The organism is Marinomonas sp. TI.3.20 (assembly GCF_038155025.1).
Taxonomy (GTDB): domain Bacteria; phylum Pseudomonadota; class Gammaproteobacteria; order Pseudomonadales; family Marinomonadaceae; genus Marinomonas; species Marinomonas flavescens.
Genome location: NZ_JBAKAS010000026.1, coordinates 1 through 20,799 on the forward strand (window position 1 = coordinate 1; position 20,799 = coordinate 20,799).

The window sequence follows — 20,799 nt, forward strand, 5'->3', positions numbered from 1 at the left end:
AAATCTGCCACCGAACGCGACCCAAAAGGCCAATAGTGGCAAAAATTCCAGTGGTGTAGACGAGGTTGGTGGAAAATCTGCCACCGAACGCGATCAGAGCCCCCTATAGTGGCAAAAATTCCAGTGGTGTAGACGAGGTTGGTGGAAAATCTGCCACCGAACGCGACCAAAGCCCCCTATAGTGGCAAAAATTCCAGTGGCGTAGATGAGGTTAGTGGAAAATCTGCCACTGAACGTGACCAAAGCCCCCTATAGTGGCAAAAATTCCAGTGGTGTAGACGAGGTTGGTGGAAAATCTGCCACCGAACGCGATCAGAGCCCCCTATAGTGGCAAAAATTCCAGTGGCGTAGATGAGGTTAGTGGAAAATCTGCCACCGAACGCGACCCAAAGGCCAATAGTGGCAAAAATTCCAGTGGTGTAGACGAGGTTGGTGGAAAATCTGCCACTATTGCTGCGCTCCAGGTATAATTTTTTAGCTGTTTAATTACAGTTATTTGATATGGCGGACAATAAGCAAAAAACTTGTTTCGAAAACTCATTTAATAGAGAGACGGCAATAGTAACTAAGAGAAACGAGCTGTTAGCTGGCCATGCTGTTATGCCTATCAACGAGACGAGACTGTTTCACGCCGCCCTGGCCATGATAGATTCACGGAATAATAATGTGGTCCGATTACAATAACTCAGTCTCAATTGGCATATGCGTTGAAAACAGTCGTTTCGAATTGATAAACCCGTCTAACGGGAGCCCAGGAATACTGCAAGAATTGCAGACTCGCTATGTAAAATCTCCGGCGATTTTCAACACAAGAGCGATTTCAATTAACAAGCGGCGTGCGGTCTTACATGGCAATGATGCTGTTGTTTTAGTGCAAGGTAATAATCAAGAAAGGCTTCTGGTGGACAACCAAAACCGTGCTCTCGTGGGTGCAACACAATGCGACTGATTCAGGCTCGCTTAATCTAAGAAAAAGCCAATCTTTAGGCCTTATTATTGGTAGTTAAGAAGTCATCCCCGAATACCCCTTGTCGTTTTACTTGCCGATCAATATCTCGCAGGGCTCGTCCTAAGAAGCCTTTGACTTGCTTAATCGCTTTAGACTAAAAATTTTTTCGCTCTCCCCCCCCCTTCATACGAAGCTCTGCGTCAGTAATATAGCCGCTGTTAGCTTAATCAAAACTTTTTGAAGAAATAGAACAAGCAAAATCCTTTCTGATAAAGGACAAACATAAACCACGCGACTTTAATTAAGGAAAACAAATGTCTGACTATGATGAATACGAATACTCTCAAGATGAACTAGACAACCACTCAAACCAAATGAACCCAAATAACGATGCCTACTGGCAGAGTCGAGGTGATGACGAACGCCCAGAAGATTGGGATGAATAACTCCCTGCTGCGCTCCCATTAGCGCAATGAATGAGATAGGCGGCTACATTGTTGTTGTCGCCTTTTTTCTCCCTCCCAATACTTTAAATAATTCTCCGGTGTGTACATTTTCTCAATTAGTACCCGATCGGCCTCATTCGCAGCGCTCCACATTTTGTCTATCGACAAACATATATGCCCTAAAATCATTAGTGGATAATAGTCATAAGGTTTGAACTGAAGGCAAAAAGCCATAAACGATTTATCGCTGGGACGAGCCTTTCCTTTCCTCCACTCTTTTAATCGCTCTAACTGCGCTTCTTGTTTGGTCCGACCGGAGCTTCCCCCTTTAAAGGCTGTGGGGATACGAGTCGCCATGGCTTGATAGGATTTGCCACTATTACGCTTCAAAAGCTCTATGAATCTACCAAAATAACAAGGAGAATTTTGCCTTAGAATCTCTGTTAGAAAGCCGCCATCCTTTGTTATCGCTGCTGCATCTGCTCCAAGCTCAAAATTACGAATGTTACTGGCTATCAGATCCAGCGTAGCAAATAAGGATAGCGTGAAGTCCTGTTTACTCAAATAAAGCGCATACAATTCCTCAGTGCTTATCTCATTCTCTCGCCCCTGAGCGTACTTTGTCATTCCGCTCATCGTGTGGTTGACCTCTTCTTCGCTTAACCTAGTTTTATTTATAAACGTGGAGAAGAAGCTTGTTATATTCAGTCTAAACTCTTTTTCATCTAAGTCATGGTGTTGCTTAGCCCATTCGCGCATCCCCAGCGATTCTTCCCAGCGTCTTTCTATAAACGCCATAAGTGGTTGCAATAGTGAATCTACAGATGCCCTATCAAATGATTCTACAACCATGGCAGCTTTCAAGCCTTCAAACAATACACGCCAAGTATCGATAACAATTGACTGTGGTTGAATTGTGCAACTCAGCTTATCAACAACTGCAAACTCTGGATGCTGCGCCATATATTCGTCTATTATCGTCAGAACTGAGTTTGTTATCACTTTTTCGGACAAGCCCTTTTTTGCCAGGTTGTCGAGGCTACGATCAGTGATTCGGACGCCTTGATTTGATTCTTTGGCTAAAAACTTAATTCGCTGGCGAATACTCGTGGGTATGCCAAACAACGAACACACTTCATCGTACGTCTTCATAAATGGGTTGTTAATGCGTAGCGGTTTAATGACTATTTTGGGGTTCGGCATTTCGGGTTTCATTTTTCTTCAGTTATTAGGCAGTTTACATCATTTCGTATACGCGAGCGTTGTTCTAACTTGACTAACCCTTGCGCCAAAGTTTGTTAGCACAGATGAAAGACCGAGTCGCGTTGAGCTGTATTTGCGATACATGAACTAATGAAGAGGACAAAACGCAAGATCAGGCTCCATTAATTGCTAGTTTACTTTGGGCTGAACTTGAGGAAGAGCAGAAACACTCCATGCTTCAGCAAAGTTAGCATCTGTTGAAGCTGGCCCAGGTACGGCTTCATCAATCGTCATTCGCACTGGAATGTTAAATGCAGAACCAAAGCCAACAGCATCGCCTCTAGGTAAACCTGAAATTTCGCTCAATACATTTTCGTTTCCATTCTCCATAGCATGCCTTAATGCATTGAGATCTCGCTCGTTGGTTAACCTCAATGAAACCCAGTTAGAGCACATAGCTAAAACGGTTGAGGACAATTCTGATGGTCTCTGGGTGCTAACAAGTAAGGAGCAACCGAATTTACGACCTTCTTTAGCTAGTCTTTCATAGGCTTTTAGTTGGTTTGCATCCTCAGCATAAGGGTCTCTTAAGTATTGATGAGCCTCTTCCAACAACAACAGGGTTGGATAACTATTGTTTTGCCCTCGTTTGAAAAGCACTTCAGCGTACATTTCTAACAATGCACCTAAAACCAGTGGAGATAGGTCATCAGCTAGACTCTTCAAGTTGATTATGTGTACATTCCAGTCTTGTGGGCTTCCTTTAGGTTTACCAAAAATATAGTCAACTTCTTCTTCAAGCGGTTTTTGCCAAGGTACTGCCAAGTTAATTAATTGACCGCCTGAAGTATTTAATACCTCTATAAAGCGGGAGTCTTCTGACAACTGTTGAATGATTTTGATAAGCGGCAGAACATTTCCATAATTAAAAGCGTTTCTCTCCGTCTTTCCCGCATTTCGGCTAGCGGCAACGCAGCCAAACTCTGCGACTAAGTTGGCTAATCCTCGGAAAGGTGGCCAGTGTAGTTGCGGTTGCACATTCTGCTTTTGTAGGGCACTAAGCCAAGAACCTAAAAAATCTTGGTTCTGGGGGTTACAGTCATCTACAAGGGGGAAGCTTGTCATACCTGTAGCTGAGTCATACTGTTCTACAAGCATTTCAAATTGATTCAAAGGGTTTGTTTTTATATAAGGCAACGAACGTAGTGCATTTCTTAATGCTGGCAGCTGTGTTTTATCACTGGGTCGAAGCAGTTTGATTAAGCCGGCCCAACCTAGAGCTTGATAAGGTATACGATGATAGTTAACGTGCTCCTTGGAGAATAATCCATCAGACTCGACATTTTTGCCCATTCCTAACACAGTTTGTTTCACATTCATTAAACCTTCAAACGCTTGAGCATACTCTCCATTGATATCGAAGATTACTATTCTCGCACTAGGGAAGTTTTCTGCAATTTGTCTCGTTAGTAGCGCGTTAAAATTTGATTTGCCATACCCAGTACTTCCTAACACAGCTAAGTGCCTACTTAAAAGCCTGTTCATACCTGCTCTAATTTCTACGGTATGAGTTCTTGAGTCACTACCAAGCCTTAATGAGAATTTTTGTTCTTCTTCTGGTATTCCAAAAACGATGTTCAACAGTTCTTTGTCTAATGGAACCGCTTTAGCCCCTAATGGAGGTAGCATCCAATTTTCTGAAATAAAATGTAACTTATCTTTGGTTGATTTAATGTGGCCAATAGCATGACAAACTAATTGTCTTAGTGGTATGTCTGACACATTCATCGTACCAAACTTTGTAGCGTGAGCTTTTTCAGGCTCAACAAAAGACATATCTGTAACACGTGCTATAACTAGATGTCTACCAGCCTCAAAACCTATGAGATCTCCTGGTTGAGAAACGGAGTTTACACCTCCCCTATGTGAGGCAAGCTGTCCTTTGTGGCTATCCAAAAGGTTTACGCGAACTCTAGTCCCTTCAAGAGATACTACGTAGCCAATTTGGGATATATCGCTATAAATCATAACTAATTCCCTGCATTGCTTGAGCTGATATCTCTAAGGGCTTCTGCAATTACCGTCGCGGCATTGTTTTTGGGAAATAAAACAGGTTTTGGAACTAGATCAACAAAATTGTCAAAGTATGCATCAGCGCCACCAATGATAGTGACTTGGTTCAGCTTCATTTTCCTGATTTTATCAACACATTGCTGAGCTTGACTTAAACCGTTTTCAAGGTGACTGTCAGCTCTAAGCTCGGCCAACTCTGGATAACAAATGACTATATGGAGAGATGGGTTAAGTAGCGCACCAAGTATAATTCTATTAATGTGATAGTCCCCAAAACCATAACCATTCACGAATAAGACAGTTTGAGGTTTAGTTAAAAACTCACTAAATCGACGAAACATTTCACCATAAACAAAACCGATCGTATGGTGGTATTTGTTGGCTCCTGGGTAAATCAGCCGCTGGCTATCACTGAAACTACTAGTTTCTGTTAGTGGAAGAATAAAATCTTGGTAAGCCTTCGATGAAGTGCACTCTATTACTTCGCCAGCTTCATCTTGATACCAAGTTAACGAACCATGCAGCTTGTATAAGTACATGTTGTAATGCCCAAAACGGGCTTCACCTACAGCATTTATATTACGGAAGCCCAAATCGAAAGATTGGGGTTGGAAAGTTCTAGAATGTATACCTGAAAACCCATTTACTAAGTTAATCCCTGATTCTTCTGCTGACCACTCAATGGCTAAATCGTAATTGGTTGTAAAGATAGATGGGGCTGATTGACCTGGCTGCCTGTTCGAAAGAAGTTTTTCTAACAAGTTTCTGTGCTTTTCGAATTTTTCACGTTTTCCAATATGAAGATTCTGAAAATCAGCGCCAACTAACAGAGCAGCTTTCGTTACTGAGCTATACAAACCAACCAAAATACTTTGGAGCGCTGAAGAATCGTTTTGCCAAGTATCGAGCACATTTTTGTTTTTTAGTACTTCATCGATCAGAATCTCAACATTGACTGAATAATTATCGATATCTTCTTGGCTAATTAGTTTGTAAGTATCTCTCAGCAACGGTATCGCTTCTTCATTGGTTGCCTTAAAGTCCAACCAGATCTCTTTCATAACCATGCCGCCAGCGCTTTTGGATGACCCTGCTCCAAGTAATACACCTACATTTTCAAGTTGGCACAACGAGGACAAGTGGCTTTCTAAGTCTCTACGATCTATTTCACTGCCACCCTGAAAATACAATTCAGTCATATACTAGCATCCAAAAATAAAATTTGATGTGCATTGTAGCATATGTGGTCAGTAGCTAATTTGAAGTCATGTGCAGATTAACCCTCTGTGTCAGGATAGTTGTCGCCTCATTTGTTATTTTAAATAAACAGGGGGGTAAGTGTCATAAAATACGAGGGATTCGTCCTTCACAACAGCAACATCTTTAGACTCGATCAATATTTTTATCAAGATCGTTAATATCAAAACTTTTTTAGCATATTTTTCTCGTTTAGTGCTCATATCACTCCCCTAACGTGACTGTTAAGAACAATGATGCTCAACATGACAAGCCAAATAAGACTAAGGTGTTTTTAAAAAAACACTCTACTTCGAAAATGATTTCTGACCTTAATAAAATCATCAAGCATATGGTTCTCTAGCATGAACTCTTTAGCTGATTTGCTATTAAATGTCGGGTGATTAATTGGCCTTTTGAAGAAGTCATAACCATATCCATTTGGTGCACTCCAACGAATCATCTTATCAATATCCACTAGTAGCGCTAATCTATCAATAGTCTCTTGGTCCACTTGGAGACTCTTATGACTTTGTGCAGTCTCTTTCCATTGATTCCACGTTAAAACCGAAATACCACCGAGAAGAGTACATATCTGTTCATCAGATATATCCCAACGTTCCTGTAGGCATTGTTTCTCTAGCCATAAAACAACCGTTGCTACTATCTGATCTGTTGGCACATTACTAGCATTGTCTTTGGTGATTTTATCGCTCATGGAATACCTCTTAATCAATCATTGTCGTTGTCATTTTTAAACCAATTGTTCATTTTTATTTTCTACACTTTGAATCAAAAAACCTTCGGTAACTCCTCCCACCTAGTCGTGTATGCTGGCGATAGATGCTCTCGTTTCATTGACCATTGTGGAGGCACACCTTGCGAGGCAAAAAAGACGCTGCCAAGGCTGCTGTGATTGATTTTGTCCACGACGCTCATTAAAGCTTTTGAGTTGATTTTCGTGTTGTCTGCTCGAAACAAATCTTGTTGTAAGGCACCATATTCGTAAAAGTCTGTCAGCATCACTCCACCTTTGGCATAGCGATAGCCTGTCCGATAAATACGACGAAATAACACGTCGACCACTTCTAATAAATATCGTGTGTCGTCAGTTGGACTGGGGAGTTCTGCAGATAACGTTTTCGAATACTGCGGTTCGTTTGGAATAAAGGGACTGGTACGGATAAACACACTCACAACGCGACAAAGGCGTTTTTCCCCGCGTAGTTTCTCGGCGGCTCTGGTTGATAGCCTCCCGTAGTTCGCGCTTCTCCGTCACCTTATGACCAAATGAACGACTACAGATAATTTGTTTTTTAGTCGGCCTGACTAACTCTAAATCCAAGCAAGATGAACCATTCAGTTCTCGAATGGTTCGCTCTAACACCACAGAAAACTCACTACGAATGAATTTAGGATCAGCATTAGCTAAGTCCAACCCAGTATAAATCCCCCTCGCCTTTAGCTTTGCCGTAGTACGACTGCCAACGCCCCACACATCACTCACGTCGACCAATGCAAGCAAACGCTTTTGTCTATCTGAGTCCATCAAATCCACGACCGATCCCGTCGCTGGATATTTCTTTGCAGCGTGATTAGCCAACTTAGCCAATGTTTTGGTGGGAGCTATACCAACCCCTACTGTAATTCCTGTCCACTGATCAATCTTAGCTTTTACTCGTTTACCAAACTCCAGTAAATCCGTTACATGATCAACGCCGGTTAAACCCATAAAGGCTTCATCGATGGAATACACCTCCAGCCGAGGTGCTTCCTCTTCTAAGATCGTCATTACCCTATTCGACATATCTGCATACAAAGCGTAATTCGACGAAAAACACACAATCCCATGCTGCTTTATCTCTTCCTGAACCTGAAACATCGGCACGCCCATCTTAATACCCAGCAATTTTGCTTCTTTTGAACGTGCAATGACACAACCATCGTTGTTAGATAAGACAACTATGGGGGTGCGTTTCAAATCAGGTCGAAACAACTTCTCACAACTAGCATAAAAGTTATTACAATCGACTAAAGCAAATACTGTTTGCATCAGCCGCGCTCATACTTACGAATCACACTGGTTACTACACCAAAAACCTCGAACTCTGACTCCTCAGTTATCACAATGGCTTTATAAGCCTGATTTCTAGGACGAAGAAGCACATTAGGCTGTAACTCCAAGGTCTTTACTGTCATTTCTCCATGAATACAGGCAATTACGATATCACCATGACGAGCGGTTAATGACTTATCTACCAGCAGAACATCACCCGATAAGATACCAGCTTCAATCATAGAGTCACCTTGGGCACGAACATAGAACGTAGATGCAGGATGAGAGACACAAAACTCATTAAGGTCCAACGTTCGCTCAACAAAATCTTGCGCCGGAGAAGGAAACCCAGCAGACACAGAATCAACATAAAGCGGAATTCGCAGACTATTTGCCGCGATAAACTCCGACGATCCAGATACACCTAAATAAGTTACACGCATAATTCACCAATAAACTGTATATATATACAGTATACGTTTAGAGAGTACGAATAGCCAAGTGAATTATCGAAAGAGGATAAAGCCCAAACTCTAAGAGAAAAATTAAGGAATCTGCTCTAGGCAAATTGCCAGGATACTCCAAAGTTAGGGGCAGACAGTCCATCAGGGACTACTGATTATGCTGGTAGTAGCCGTTTGAATAACTTGAATTAGCTTTTGCTGGGTTGTCGCTGGACATCGCTATTTCTGACCACACTATTATTATGAATTTTAGGTACTTGCTGGAAAAACATAAGCTCCGCCGTCAGCTGTTTAAAGAAGTCGATACATGGTTGTCCAGCGCATGGATTTACTTAAAAGAAGGCTCGATTGTAGACGCCACCATCATTGAAGCCGCCAGCTCAACCAAGAATAAAGCGAAAGCATGCGATCCCGAGATGTACCAAACCCATAAAGGAAAGCAATGGTTTTTTGGTCTAAAAGCTCATATTAGCGTGGACGCGAGAACCGGCCTGACGCATAGCCTAAGCACAACAGCCGCCAACGTACATGACATCACAGAAACAGAAAATTTACATCATGGTGAGGAAATCTTTATCTCAACGGATTCTGGTTATCGAGGCGTACAAAAACGAGAAGGGCTCAGAGATATCAAAGCAGATTGGTTGACTGCAGAAATGCCAAGTAAAGTACGTCTTCTCAAGTAACACTCTAGAGTAAATAAGCAACGCATCCGAACGGAATACCTCAAAGCCAGTATCCGAGCAAAAGTAGAGCACCCATTTCGGATCATAAAACGTCAGTTTGGTTTTAGGGAAGGCATCTATCGAGGACTGGCTAAAAACGATAACAAGTTGGCGATGCTGTTTGCCTTAACCAATGTGTTTAGGATTGACCAGATGATACGGGTGGAAAGGGGTTAATCCGTTTAAAACCCACTAAACAATGCTAAATAAGCTTGTTTAGTGGTGAAAAGCATCAAAACAAGTAGCATTCTGTGCTTTTTTCTCGAATGAAAGAAGTTTAGTGCATTGTGACTTCTTGATCGTAGTTTCCCTAGTTAAGCCCTCTAGACGATAACTTCCAATAAACACATTATAATATGGGATGTCTTTGATCGACGGATATATCGATAGAAATGACTATCGTTGCCCACCCCTAATCATTTCAAACACTAGCTTACCGAATCCAGCCGTTCTCGCAGGGTCTGAAAGTAGTTGCATCATTTGGTTCTGGTGTGCTGAGCCGCTACTCATAATCGCGTCGTCTAGGGCTCGGGAGAAGTCGCCTAACATAGCCTGCTCTGCGCTATTTTCATTAATTTGTCTCATCACCAATTCGTTTTCCATCACCTTATCTTTTACTGTATTGGCATAACTCACCATATCTGCATCCGTCAACTCATCGGTTATAAACAGTTCATTTAAGCGAGTGATGATTTGTGATAAGAATTCTTCTTTAGGGTCTTTGGCTTTCGCCGTGCCCATGGAATCGCCGGGCTCTAGCTCATATCCTGCCGCATCTTCTTTCAGTTGAATATCTTGTTGGCGTATTTTTGATAATCGGTAATGGCTAAGCACAACATGCTTCAAGTCGATCTGATCTTCTTCAACAGCCGCCTCACGCAACATTGGACGCAAATTACGAGCATACAAGCTCAGCTTTTCTAACCCTTTATCATCGTAATCGACAATCTGAGACATGAACTCATAAAAACGAACAAAGGTGCCTAAGTCCTTTTTAAAGATTTCTAGGGCATCTTTTTCTTGCTTGCAGTCTTTAAAGGTATTCTCTGCATTTGCCATGAGTACCGCATCACCTGTTTTCTTGGTGCGCTCAAACATGTCTTTTGCTTTTTTGTATTCGTCTAATGCCGATTTGTATTTAAGCGTCCAGCGCTCAACCGCTGGCTTACAGATATTGGCAATGGCGGCGTTACTTTTAGATTTTACGTAAAAAGCATCACAGAACTGATCAACTTCACGCGTGGTAAAGATGCCCGCTGTTCGTAGCTTTTCAGACAACTCAAAAATCAAGTTAGGATCAGAGACATCCGCTAATTCGGCGGTTTGATAATAAGGCTGGAACGCACTCAAAATATCATCAGGCTCATTAAAGAAGTCGAGTACAAATGTGCCTGTCTCTGCTTTGCTAGGAAAAATACGGTTTAAACGAGATAGCGTTTGTACGCATTCCACGCCACCCAGCTTTTTATCAACATACATGGCACAAAGCTTAGGTTGATCAAAACCCGTTTGGAATTTATTGGCAACGATCATGACTTGGTAATCATCGCTATCAAAGGCTTTACGCATGTCTCGGCCTTTAAGACCTGGGTTCATATTACTCTCTGTAAACTTTTCACCAATCAACGCAGAGCTGTTTGGGTCTGCTTCCGTGAATTCCACCTCGCCTGAAAATGCGACCATCGCCTGTAACTGGCTATAGCCTTTTTCGCCCTTCTTGGAGGTAATGTATTTATCGAAGCCTAATTTATAGCGCACGGCCTCTTTACGAGAGCTGGTCACCACCATTGCCTTTGCTTGGCCGCCCAATAACCCCATCACATTGTCTTTAAAATGCTCAACAATAACCTGAACCTTTTGGCTAATGTTGTAATCGTGCAAACGCACCCACTGGTTTAACTTTACCTTGGCTTTTTTACTCTCTACTTCTTGATCACTGCCTTCCATCTTCATGGCGAGGTTATAAGCCACCTTGTAGTTGGTGTAGTTTTTTAGCACATCAAGAATAAAACCTTCTTCAATCGCCTGACGCATGCTGTACACGTGATAAGCCTTGGGCAAGTTGTCCGTTTTATTCGCGGGTTCATTCGGCTTAGGTAGGCGTCCAAATAGCTGTAGTGTTTTATCTTTAGGAGTCGCTGTAAAAGCAAGATAACTTAAGTTTTTAGAGGCTCTACGTGACGCCACCGCAGCGTCCAAAATATCGTCGGTAGTTAATTCTTCATCCTCCGCCTTACCCGAAGCATTACCATCAATCATCAATACTTCTTTCAGCTGACGAGCCGTACTGCCTGTTTGCGAGCTATGGGCTTCATCAGCAATAACGACGTAGTTGCGTTCTTTCAAGTTAACGTTGTTTTCAATCGCCTTTAAAACAAACGGAAAGGTTTGAATGGTCACAATAATAATAGGCTGCGAATCCATTAAGGCATTCGCCAACTTCTCTGATTTAGAACCATCGCCTTCATTGCGATTAATACGGCCAACCAAACCATCGACGGCGGTAAACTGAGAAATAGTTTCTTGCAACTGATCATCCAGCACCGTTCTGTCAGTGACAACAATCACCGAATCAAATAACTTTTTACCTTCTGAAGTATGAATTGCCGATAACTGATGCGCCGACCATGCAATGGAGTTCGACTTACCCGAACCCGCACTGTGCTGAATCAAATACTTTTGCCCTGGGCCTTCTTCTTTGGCCGCATTCACCAGTTTATTCACCACATCCCACTGGTGATAACGTGGAAAGATTAACGTTTCTTTCTTGTATTTACGGCCTTCCCAGTCTTCTTTGTCTTCAATTTCTAAATGCACAAAGCGGGCAAGAATATTCAGCAGGTTGTCTGGCAGTAATACTTCGTTCCACAAATAATCGGTCGCGTACTGGTTAACGTCTTCAGGAACGTCGTTACCTGCACCGCCTTCTTTGGTGCCTTTGTTAAACGGTAAAAAGAAGGTGTCGTTGCCGTCTAAACGAGTCGCCATATACACTTCGTATTGGCTAACAGCAAAATGCACTAAAGCACCACGCTTAAAGGTTAATAGCGGCTCTGGCTTTTTGGTTTCAGGGTCTGTCGGTGGACGAGTGGTTTTATACTGGGTAATCGCATTTTGAACGGCTTGTTTGAATTCAGATTTCAGCTCTAAGGTTGCAACAGGCAAACCATTTACAAACAACACCAAATCAATACGCCATGCCTTGGCTTTTTTACCCGTCGTTGCTAATTCTTCTTCGGTTGCCCAAGGCGAATACACCAACTCAGGCACAACGCGACAACGGTTTTGCTTGTAACGTACTAGCGTATCTGGGTTTAAGTCATGCTCGGGTTTAAACTGGCACAAGTTAAAGCGCGTGCCTCGGTCTCGTAACTCATGGCGCAGCACCCCTAATGTTCCGAAAGTACGCATAGTACGGTGAGAGGCGTTATTGTCATGACTAGAAAGCGCTTTGTTTAGTTGTAACGCCACACGTTCTAAAAATTTACGCTCGGTATCATTAGGGTAAAGCGCACAAAACTTTTGCCATTGTTCCTCTTGGGTGTCTTTTACAAAACCCAAAACATCTTCTTCGTACAGCGCCAGTTCACGGTTGTATTTTTTAGGATCACCCAACAACCAGCCATTGCTTAAAAGCTGTTGGATCATTTCATTTTGAAACGCGAACTCACTGGCGCTTGCCATACTAGAATTTCCTTATCTGTTATTTTTTTGGCAAACGCTTAATCGCTTGCTCTAAATCTTTATCAACTTGGCTGAGTCACAAGGCATCGAACTCAAATCGGAACTCTACACGGTTGATCAGTCGGCCAACCTAGCGCCCTTGAAAAGCTGGTGATGAAAAATAATTCATCAGGTGATCCCTTATTATTACAAAAGTCGCTGCCTATATTAAATTTCTATGTTTTCGTCATCACTTGAACTAGTTTGATTTTTATTAGCTGGAGTACATTTGAATATTTCATTTGTCTCAAATCGGCTATTTATTTCAACTTTACTAACCGTTTTTTTAAGCCCAGACACTGACCACCTTTTAATAGCAAAATTCACCATACGCTCTTCACGAATATCAAAAAATGTCTGATAAACCAACCGCCAATAGCCTTTTACTTTATTCGTATATTCTTGGCTTTCATTCGTGATATTAACCGCTTTCTCAAAGTCCTGTTTGAGTTCACGAATCATAAGCGTATTTGGTTGTGCTTTTGAATCTTTAAAGTAATCCTCAATCTTCTTCTCGATTGGATCGTCACTCACTTTAATATTAATTGTTTCCATTAATATTATAAAATTACCAAGCCTTCTTTTATTAATATCTAAACCATCTTTATCAACAATGATCGTCTGGTCCGCTTTGGCTAAAATATGTTCACGATGATAAAAATCATTAGATGCATCTTTATTTCTAGGGGATAAAAACTTTGACAACTGAGGTGACTGTTTATTTCTACTACGAAGGAAATCTTCATAGCTTCCTAAGAAATACTTTAGACCTTGCCATTGATAGTAGTCATATTCTTCATCTTTATCTAAAGTTAAATATTCAACAAATTTGTAGTCATCCGCTTTGCTTTCAATGAATTTTATCAAATGCTGCTTGAGCAAATCCGCATCACCCAAACCATCTGGATTATCATATTCACCAAAACGACCTTGGTAAAAGTAATAAGCCATTTCGAATAATTCGCCTTGACCAGAATCATTACGGTTAGCAATACCTGCAACATAAAACCGGAAATTCAATTTCTCCAACACATCCAAAATTTCAGCACGGACTTCGCTGTCTCTTTCCTTACTGAATACAGAAACCACGAGAGGTAAGATAGACGCATTAGCTGGGTGTAATGCAATACGCTGTAGAATGATTTTTTCTTTATTAGTTAAATCTGAACTCTCAGAGCTAAATAGACGAGAATAGGTTTTTGCTGTGTTGGTTATAAACTCAACAAATGTGGATAGTTTTTGCCAATGACTGGAATCATCTGCTGGACAAATACGTTTTAAATTATCATACACATGATAACTTTTTGACTTATTGTGATCTGCGAACACCAACCAACAGACACGTAAAAAGCGGTTTTCATCGTCATTACTTGTGTAATCCGCTGTATTTAATGATTCTAATAATATAGGCCAGTTATCATTTACTTTTGTTTTTAAGTCACTAATGCCATGTCGACCTGCAAAGTAAATCAAATAGTTTTTGATTTTTTCCAGCTCACTTAATGGCTTACCTCGGTTATTGATCACCTCGAACATAATGCCAATTTCAGCATCTTTTTTAGGGGCATAAAGTAAAAAGCCAAGCTTTTCAGTGACCGCCAAATAAATAGCTTCTAACTGAGTGGTATCCAGTTCGACTAAATGAGCTTCAAATTGCTCAGCGGCATCAACAATATTTTGATCAGCTTTACTCTTAACCATTTGATTCACAGGCTGGCCAACATCCAATACCTCATGAAATAACGGGTCGCGAATCGAGCCTAATTGTAATTGGTAGGTTGTATTACCTGTAGCAATACCAGCACGTAAATAAACTCCCTCAATGCTATCGAGGGATTCTGACTTAAACTCACTCAAACCTTTTGACTTTGCCGCTCGTAGCAAACACGACATGAAGATCACAAGAGAGGTAATTCGTTGCTGGCCATCGACTAAATCAAATACTGTGCTATCCGCATTCTGACTAGCCACAACCGTACCGGTAAAATGTCGGTGGTCTTGCGTCATAATTTGTGTGATATCACCAAGCAGGTCTTTACGCTGCTCTTCTTCCCATGAATAGCCACGCTGATAATCAGGAACATTCAGCTGACGTTTACCCGAATCGAAAATGTCTTTTAGTGTTAACAGCTCATAAGCTTGATTGTTCATACTACTTACTTCCTTGTGTGACTTTATTTTTTAGGGAGTCCAATGACGGACGTCGATTTTGCCAGTAACGGCAGCGGAGATTAGAGCTGTGCGGCGTTCTTTGAGTAAGTTAATTCCTTTAACAGCTTCTTCTTCCAGCTTTTGAAAAACTGACATTCGCTCTTTTATCACGCAAATAATAGCTGATTGTTCTGCTCGAGGTGGTACTGGAATCAAACTCCCAGATAAATATTCTTGTTCAATACTTTCTACAGTAGCCCCTTCTTTTGACCACTCAAGTAATAATGTAGCTACATTACTAAGAATATAATTAGCGATATACTCAACTTCTACTCTCTCATTGAACTTCAATGCTTTCATATCCTGATTAAGAGTTACCTGAACAGTATTAATCGCAATAGGAATTGTTCTTTGTAGAATTCCTGAGCGAACAACCATCAAAAGCGCCCCTGCTTCAACAAAATTAGTAGATGAGTCATTAACTGCAATTTCAGTCAATTTATCCTGAGTGTCGGAAATCCAAAATGATTTCATATCTTTAGGGGACACCCATGGAATATTACCACCTGTCCAATAACTAAGATTCTCTTTACTCGGAGTTCCCCCACCCCTAAATTTACAAAGATACTTAAGTGGCACCATCTCCCAATGCTCCGGCACTTCACCCAACCACTCAACGCCTGAATCACGCATTGGTGCGTCAGCGTTACTTAATGAAGAGATGCCTTTGGTAACGGCGTGGCTGATAACGGCTTGGCGTTTTTCTTTTAGCAGTGCAATGAGCTGTTGTTGTTTTTCGATCAGGGTGTCGATTTTTGCGGTTTCGTGATCGAGGAAGTTGGCGATTTTTTCTCTTTCAGTCTCGGTAGGTAAAGGAATTTCAAAACTATTTAAGTTACCAGTTGTTAATTGATTAATCGTTGCTGTTAGGAAAGAGCCCGATTGATATTCAAATAAAGGTGAATTGAAAACCTTGGATAAATAATCATTATACGGGCTTCTAAAAATTGACATAAAAGCACCAAAACTCATACCAGCAGCAACTTCATCTATTTGTGCATTTTTACCAATTAATGCTCTGCTACCATTTCGGGCACATATTAATATATCGCCTTTCTGTGTAACTAATTTCTCTGGAATTTTTTTATTAACATAAACATTATCGTTGAATGACAACTGCCTATTTTGAACATTTGATGATCTAAGAACTAAAGTTCCATGCTCCTCGCCAACTACCTCATCAGGTGAATATGTTAATCCAATTAGCGCATCACCAAGATACTTGAGTCTCTTGACTTCCCAATGGCTTGGTATCTGATTTAACCATCCTAAATGAGTTTTCTTATACTCGGGATACGCTTGATATTTTGCCATTACACTTCTCCCTCATTGCTAGCAACACCATCAACAGGCGCGGTGTAGAACTGCTGGTTAGGGCTTGTCGGTTTATCTGGCAAGGTGCGCAATAACTGACCACTTTCTAGTAAGGGGTTTAAAATGGCGCGTCTAAAATGATCACGATTTTTTAAACCTAAGTGTTGTTGAATTTCATGACGGCTTTTCGGCTGTTGGCAAAATAGAAGCACCTGATTTTCTACGGAGTCAGCTTGCATGGTGACTTGCATGGTGGCTTGCATGGTGGCTTGCATGGTGGCTTGCATGGTGGCTTGTTCAGTCTGGGCAAACGGCATGATTACGCGAATAAAGTTAGGCGAGAAATGATAACTGCTTTTTGGGTAAGCTTGCAGTATTCGGCTAATGCCAGATCCCATTTGCTCTACTATGTCTAAGTCACGAAACACCCTCATCAGCTCTTTATTTTGTGGCACCGAATGGCCAACAAAAAACTCGTCTTCTGTGAAGCCCGCAGGAATGGCTCCGGTAGAGGTAATTTCTAAACGGTCGGAGAACAATTCAAATTTGGGCGGCACTTCGTGACTAAAATCGTTATGCACAATGGCGTTAATAACCGCTTCGCGCAGCGCAATGGGGTTTAGCATTCTTTGCTCAATGCGCCTTGTTGGGGTGATTTTGGTAAAGGTTTTATTTTCAATATTCAGCTTTTCTAGCACGGCTTGAGTGGCTTTCACTAAGCAGCAATAGCCATATTCTTGGTTTTCTATTAAGTCTACGCGATCTGTGCCTTGGTACTTGCCAACTTTAATTGAACAACCATTTTTATCAGCTAATAAATAGGCCGCATAGTTATATTCCCCGGCTTTGGTGGTCAGCTCTAAGTTTTTTGCAAACTGTTCGTTGAGGGTGAAATCTTGCTCTTGGTAGTAAATTTTAAGCTGCTGAAAGGTTAAATCTTGGTAACGTGACGTGATATTGCCAATGGAGTTCCTCACTCGCTTAGCAAATAATTCTTCAATGATTGCGCTGGTCATGGGTTCACTGGCACTGCCAATACGAATAAAGCAGCCTTTAGGCGACATGCCCATTTTTGTAAGGTAATAAGGCTTTTCACTGCCGCTGGCGACAATGACTTTAATCAACAGCTTATCGTGATCTTGCAGCATAACCACATCAAACAAGCCCATGGTAGAGGGCGAGATATTGGTTTTTAAACGGTCTTTTATTTTTAGCTGTAAAGCATCGGCATCTTCCACACCGACCAATTGGCCTTGATCGTTTACGCCAATAATAATGACTCCACCTTCACGGCTGTTTAAAAAAGCGACCACTTCTTTTTCAAAGGTGTCTGTCAGCTGCTTTTTATACTCCAGGTGCTGCCCTTCTGGTTGGTAATCACCATATTGCATCAAGAATGTACCTCTTGCAGCAAGGCCATTATCTCGGTACTTACTTTATCCAGATCCGCATCAATCTCTACCAAGTCTCTTGGCGGCTGATACTGGTAAAAGTGGCGGTTGAACGGGATTTCGTAACCGACGATGCCGATTTCACCATCAATAGCATCGCGTTTACTGGCATCTATCCACGCATCTGGCACGTGTGGTTGTACTTCTTTTGTGAAGTAAGCTTCGTTTAGCTCATTCACGGTTTTTGTTGGGTCTAGAGCGACGTTTTCATTATCGCGCAAGTCACCATCGGGCTTGTACTCGACGACCTGACTTTTTCCTTCTAGCTCCACTTCAAACAGGCCATAGAAGGAATTGGCTTCGCCAGTTTTATGGTCAGGATGACCGGTATGCCGCGGCGACATGGATGTCGAGGAGCGGCGATGAACCTTTTTAATGACCTTTTCAGCGTCTGGGTTTTTCCAGCTCACGGCTGCAGTAATGGCTTTGAGTTCTTTAGTGTCTAGTTTGATGCCTTGTGCTTTCGCCGCGGCTTTTACAATGGCATCGAACTGGTTCATATCGTTGTGTTGCTGGGTGCCAATATGGGCTTGCAGCTTTTTGGCTTTTAGTAGAATGGCTTTTTGTGCCAGCCAAACCTTGCTGTCTAACAGCTCTTTTACCTTGGCTCCTTTTACATCACTGAAATTGGCTTTTAGATGAACGCGTATTTCAACTTCGTTCTCTGATAACAATCCATAGTTTTCACAATTCTCATCATCGCTCCAAGGCTGTTGTGAAGAGCTGCCATAAGTCTCGTAAATCCACTTCATTGGTGCTTCTAGTGGTTTGTTAGCAAAGCGCAGTGCTTCTAAGCGTTCATCACTGAACTGGAAGCTTTCACGCAATGGGCGCTCGATGGTGATGCGGCGATAACCAAATTCATGAGTATCGAATATTTTAGCGGCAAAGGTTTTCGGTGCTTCTACTTTCGGGTTTGCAGACTGGCGACCACGGTTTGATTTTTGTTCGGCTGGTTTGTCTACTCCTAATTGATCAAGAGCGGTCGCATCTATTACTTCAAACGCACCAAAGGTACGAGTAATTAATGCAATATCGTCGGCGGTCATTTCATTGCGTTTAGAACCTAATGATTTACGCATTTTACGGCTTAGGTTGACGCCGTTAATCAGCTGTACCTTTCCACGTCGCTCGGCTTGTTTGTTATTGCTAAGAATCCAAACATAAGTAGCGATACCCGTGTTGTAAAACATGTCGGTTGGCAACGCGACGATGGTTTCTAATAAATCAGCTTCTAAAATGTAACGACGTATTTCAGATTCACCTGAACCCGCACCACCGGTAAATAAAGGCGAGCCATTTAGAATAATACCAATGCGGCCACCGCCATCTTTGCTGTCCCGCAACTTACTAATTAGGTGTAATAAAAATAATAATGAGCCATCACTAACGCGCGGTAAACCTGCGCCAAAACGCCCATCGAAGCCTTTCAGGGTGTGTTCGTCTTTAATGCTGGATTCGATCTTTTTCCAGTCCACCCCAAACGGAGGGTTGGAGAGCATGTAGTCGAATTTTTTTGTGTAGAGTTGGTCATTCGATAAGGTGTTACCCAGCTTTATATTATCGACCTCTTGGCCTTTAATCAGCATATCGGCTTTACAGATGGCGTAGCTTTCTGGGTTTAGCTCTTGGCCAAAGGCTTTCATAATGCCTTGTGGGTTGAGTTCGTGCAGATATTCCATGCCTGAAGATAGGAAACCGCCTGTTCCCGCTGTTGGGTCATAAATAGTACGGATGATACCCGGTTTAGTTAGAGCATCATCATCTTCCATGAACACCAAAGCGGTAGTCAGGCGAACGATGTCACGTGGCGTAAAATGCTCCCCTGCTGTTTCGTTTGAGCCTTCCGCAAAACGGCGGATCAGTTCTTCAAACACCAAGCCCATGTCGTGGTTCGAAATCCCGTTAGGATTAGAAGGTGACTGAGGGCTTAGGTCGGTGCTTTTTACTTTTTGCACCACTTTATACAGCAAATCAACATCGTTGAGCTGAGCTATAAATTCAGCAAATTTGAAGTGCTCGAATATCTCTCGGGCATCTTTGGAAAAGCCTTGGATGTAGCTTTCAAGGTTATCTTTGATTCCCGTTGCACCCAACTTGGATAAATCCATTTTTGAGGTGTTAAAAAAACTTAAACCGCTTGGGTTATCGGGTGTTTGCGTGGCACGTAATAGAAATTTTTCCTGCGCTTCTTCTGGTAAATTGAGTGCTTGAATCTCATCGTATTTCGCCAGAACCGCGTCTTTAGACTCTTCTAGCACACCTTCTAAACGGCGCAACAGAGTAAAAGGTAAGATGATGCGTCCATATTGGCTTTGTTTAAAATCTCCGCGAAGTAAGTCGGCAATAGACCAGCAAAAAGCGGCTAAATTTGTAGGGGTAGGAAAATCCGGGTTGCTCATAGAATGTCAGCTTTTTAAAATTCGTATTAATGGATACAAGAGCGCAGGAAGGAAAACGAATAACAGTAATAGACCGAAGCATAAACGCTCTGGGTTATCCTTAACCTGCTGTATTTTTGATCAGCCATAATGATATTTTTTATACTCAAGATTTATACCGTTTTGGCGCTGTTTGAGCAATGTTGGAGCGAGAGAATTCGTGCAATAAACATTAAGAAAACTCATTTAAACCAGATATAGGGTTTGAGGCGATACAACCGCCACTCGACTGCAAACACATTTGAATTTTGTAAATGCTGAGATAAGAAAGATTTCTAAGAATCACACACAAGTAATGGTTGACGATAAAGGTCACTGCTTTCACTAGTGCTAAGTCGCATGGGACACAAACGGGCCAAAATCAGATAAAAAAAGACGAACACTGGATTCGGCTTTCGTAACTTACACTTTCTAATTTAGAAAAGAAGTAACCGATTCGAACTACCTAATCAAATCACACTATGATTTGATTAGGTAGTCTATTTGAATTATCAACGGCTATCTCTA

At 41.8% G+C, this 20,799-nt stretch carries 13 protein-coding genes and 1 pseudogene; 2 read left to right on the forward strand and 12 right to left on the reverse strand.

Annotation, left to right across the window (positions count from 1 at the left end; all coding sequences use genetic code 11):
* Positions 1 to 1,263: 1,263 nt before the first annotated feature.
* Positions 1,264 to 1,395 carry a hypothetical protein gene (locus tag V6259_RS17830; RefSeq protein WP_341585670.1) on the forward strand — a complete coding sequence of 44 codons (132 nt, stop codon included), beginning with the start codon at positions 1,264 to 1,266 and terminating at the stop codon, positions 1,393 to 1,395.
* Positions 1,396 to 1,413: 18 nt separating this feature from the next.
* Here V6259_RS17830 and V6259_RS17835 read toward each other — a convergent pair whose 3' ends face one another.
* From V6259_RS17835 to umuD, 7 genes are all read right to left on the reverse strand, one after another.
* On the reverse strand, positions 1,414 to 2,610 hold the full coding sequence (locus V6259_RS17835; RefSeq protein WP_341585671.1) for a hypothetical protein: 1,197 nt from the start codon (positions 2,608 to 2,610) through the stop codon (positions 1,414 to 1,416).
* A 177-nt stretch (positions 2,611 to 2,787) separates the two neighbouring features.
* Positions 2,788 to 4,626: an ATP-binding protein gene (locus tag V6259_RS17840; RefSeq protein WP_341585672.1), complete on the reverse strand. Its 1,839-nt coding sequence runs from the start codon at positions 4,624 to 4,626 to the stop codon at positions 2,788 to 2,790.
* 2 nt (positions 4,627 to 4,628) lie between these two features.
* The gene (locus V6259_RS17845) at positions 4,629 to 5,870 is read right to left on the reverse strand and encodes an SIR2 family anti-phage-associated protein (RefSeq protein WP_341585673.1); all 1,242 of its coding nucleotides are present in this window, start codon (positions 5,868 to 5,870) and stop codon (positions 4,629 to 4,631) included.
* 332 nt (positions 5,871 to 6,202) lie between these two features.
* A complete protein-coding gene (locus V6259_RS17850) occupies positions 6,203 to 6,625 on the reverse strand; it encodes a hypothetical protein (RefSeq protein ID WP_341585674.1) in 423 nt (140 codons plus the stop codon).
* Between the two features lie 74 nt (positions 6,626 to 6,699).
* Positions 6,700 to 7,104 (reverse strand): DUF4113 domain-containing protein, encoded by a 405-nt coding sequence (locus V6259_RS20075; RefSeq protein WP_445928519.1) that lies wholly within the window; start codon positions 7,102 to 7,104, stop codon positions 6,700 to 6,702.
* Positions 7,016 to 7,960, reverse strand: coding sequence for a Y-family DNA polymerase (locus V6259_RS17855; RefSeq protein WP_445928520.1), 945 nt, complete (start codon positions 7,958 to 7,960; stop codon positions 7,016 to 7,018). The genes V6259_RS20075 and V6259_RS17855 overlap by 89 nt, the downstream gene beginning before the upstream one ends.
* Complete coding sequence (umuD, locus tag V6259_RS17860; RefSeq protein WP_341585675.1) at positions 7,960 to 8,406, reverse strand: translesion error-prone DNA polymerase V autoproteolytic subunit; 447 nt, start codon at positions 8,404 to 8,406, stop codon at positions 7,960 to 7,962. The genes V6259_RS17855 and umuD overlap by 1 nt, the downstream gene beginning before the upstream one ends.
* A 215-nt stretch (positions 8,407 to 8,621) precedes the next feature.
* Between umuD and V6259_RS17865 the strand changes: the two are divergent.
* A pseudogene (locus V6259_RS17865) lies at positions 8,622 to 9,329 on the forward strand (IS5 family transposase); the annotation flags it as partial.
* Between the two features lie 219 nt (positions 9,330 to 9,548).
* Here the strand turns inward: V6259_RS17865 and V6259_RS17870 are convergent.
* The 5 genes from V6259_RS17870 to V6259_RS17890 form a co-directional block, all read right to left on the reverse strand.
* A complete protein-coding gene (locus V6259_RS17870; protein WP_341585676.1) occupies positions 9,549 to 12,836 on the reverse strand; it encodes a type I restriction endonuclease subunit R in 3,288 nt (1,095 codons plus the stop codon).
* Positions 12,837 to 13,043: 207 nt separating this feature from the next.
* Positions 13,044 to 15,026 carry a DUF262 domain-containing protein gene (locus V6259_RS17875; RefSeq protein WP_341585677.1) on the reverse strand — a complete coding sequence of 661 codons (1,983 nt, stop codon included), beginning with the start codon at positions 15,024 to 15,026 and terminating at the stop codon, positions 13,044 to 13,046.
* A gap of 30 nt (positions 15,027 to 15,056) precedes the next feature.
* The gene (locus V6259_RS17880) at positions 15,057 to 16,400 is read right to left on the reverse strand and encodes a restriction endonuclease subunit S (protein ID WP_341585678.1); all 1,344 of its coding nucleotides are present in this window, start codon (positions 16,398 to 16,400) and stop codon (positions 15,057 to 15,059) included.
* Positions 16,400 to 17,791 carry an RNA-binding domain-containing protein gene (locus V6259_RS17885; RefSeq protein ID WP_341585688.1) on the reverse strand — a complete coding sequence of 464 codons (1,392 nt, stop codon included), beginning with the start codon at positions 17,789 to 17,791 and terminating at the stop codon, positions 16,400 to 16,402. The genes V6259_RS17880 and V6259_RS17885 overlap by 1 nt, the downstream gene beginning before the upstream one ends.
* Positions 17,791 to 20,253, reverse strand: a complete 2,463-nt coding sequence (locus tag V6259_RS17890) for a type I restriction-modification system subunit M (protein WP_341585679.1) — start codon at positions 20,251 to 20,253, stop codon at positions 17,791 to 17,793. The genes V6259_RS17885 and V6259_RS17890 overlap by 1 nt, the downstream gene beginning before the upstream one ends.
* Positions 20,254 to 20,799: the final 546 nt, after the last annotated feature.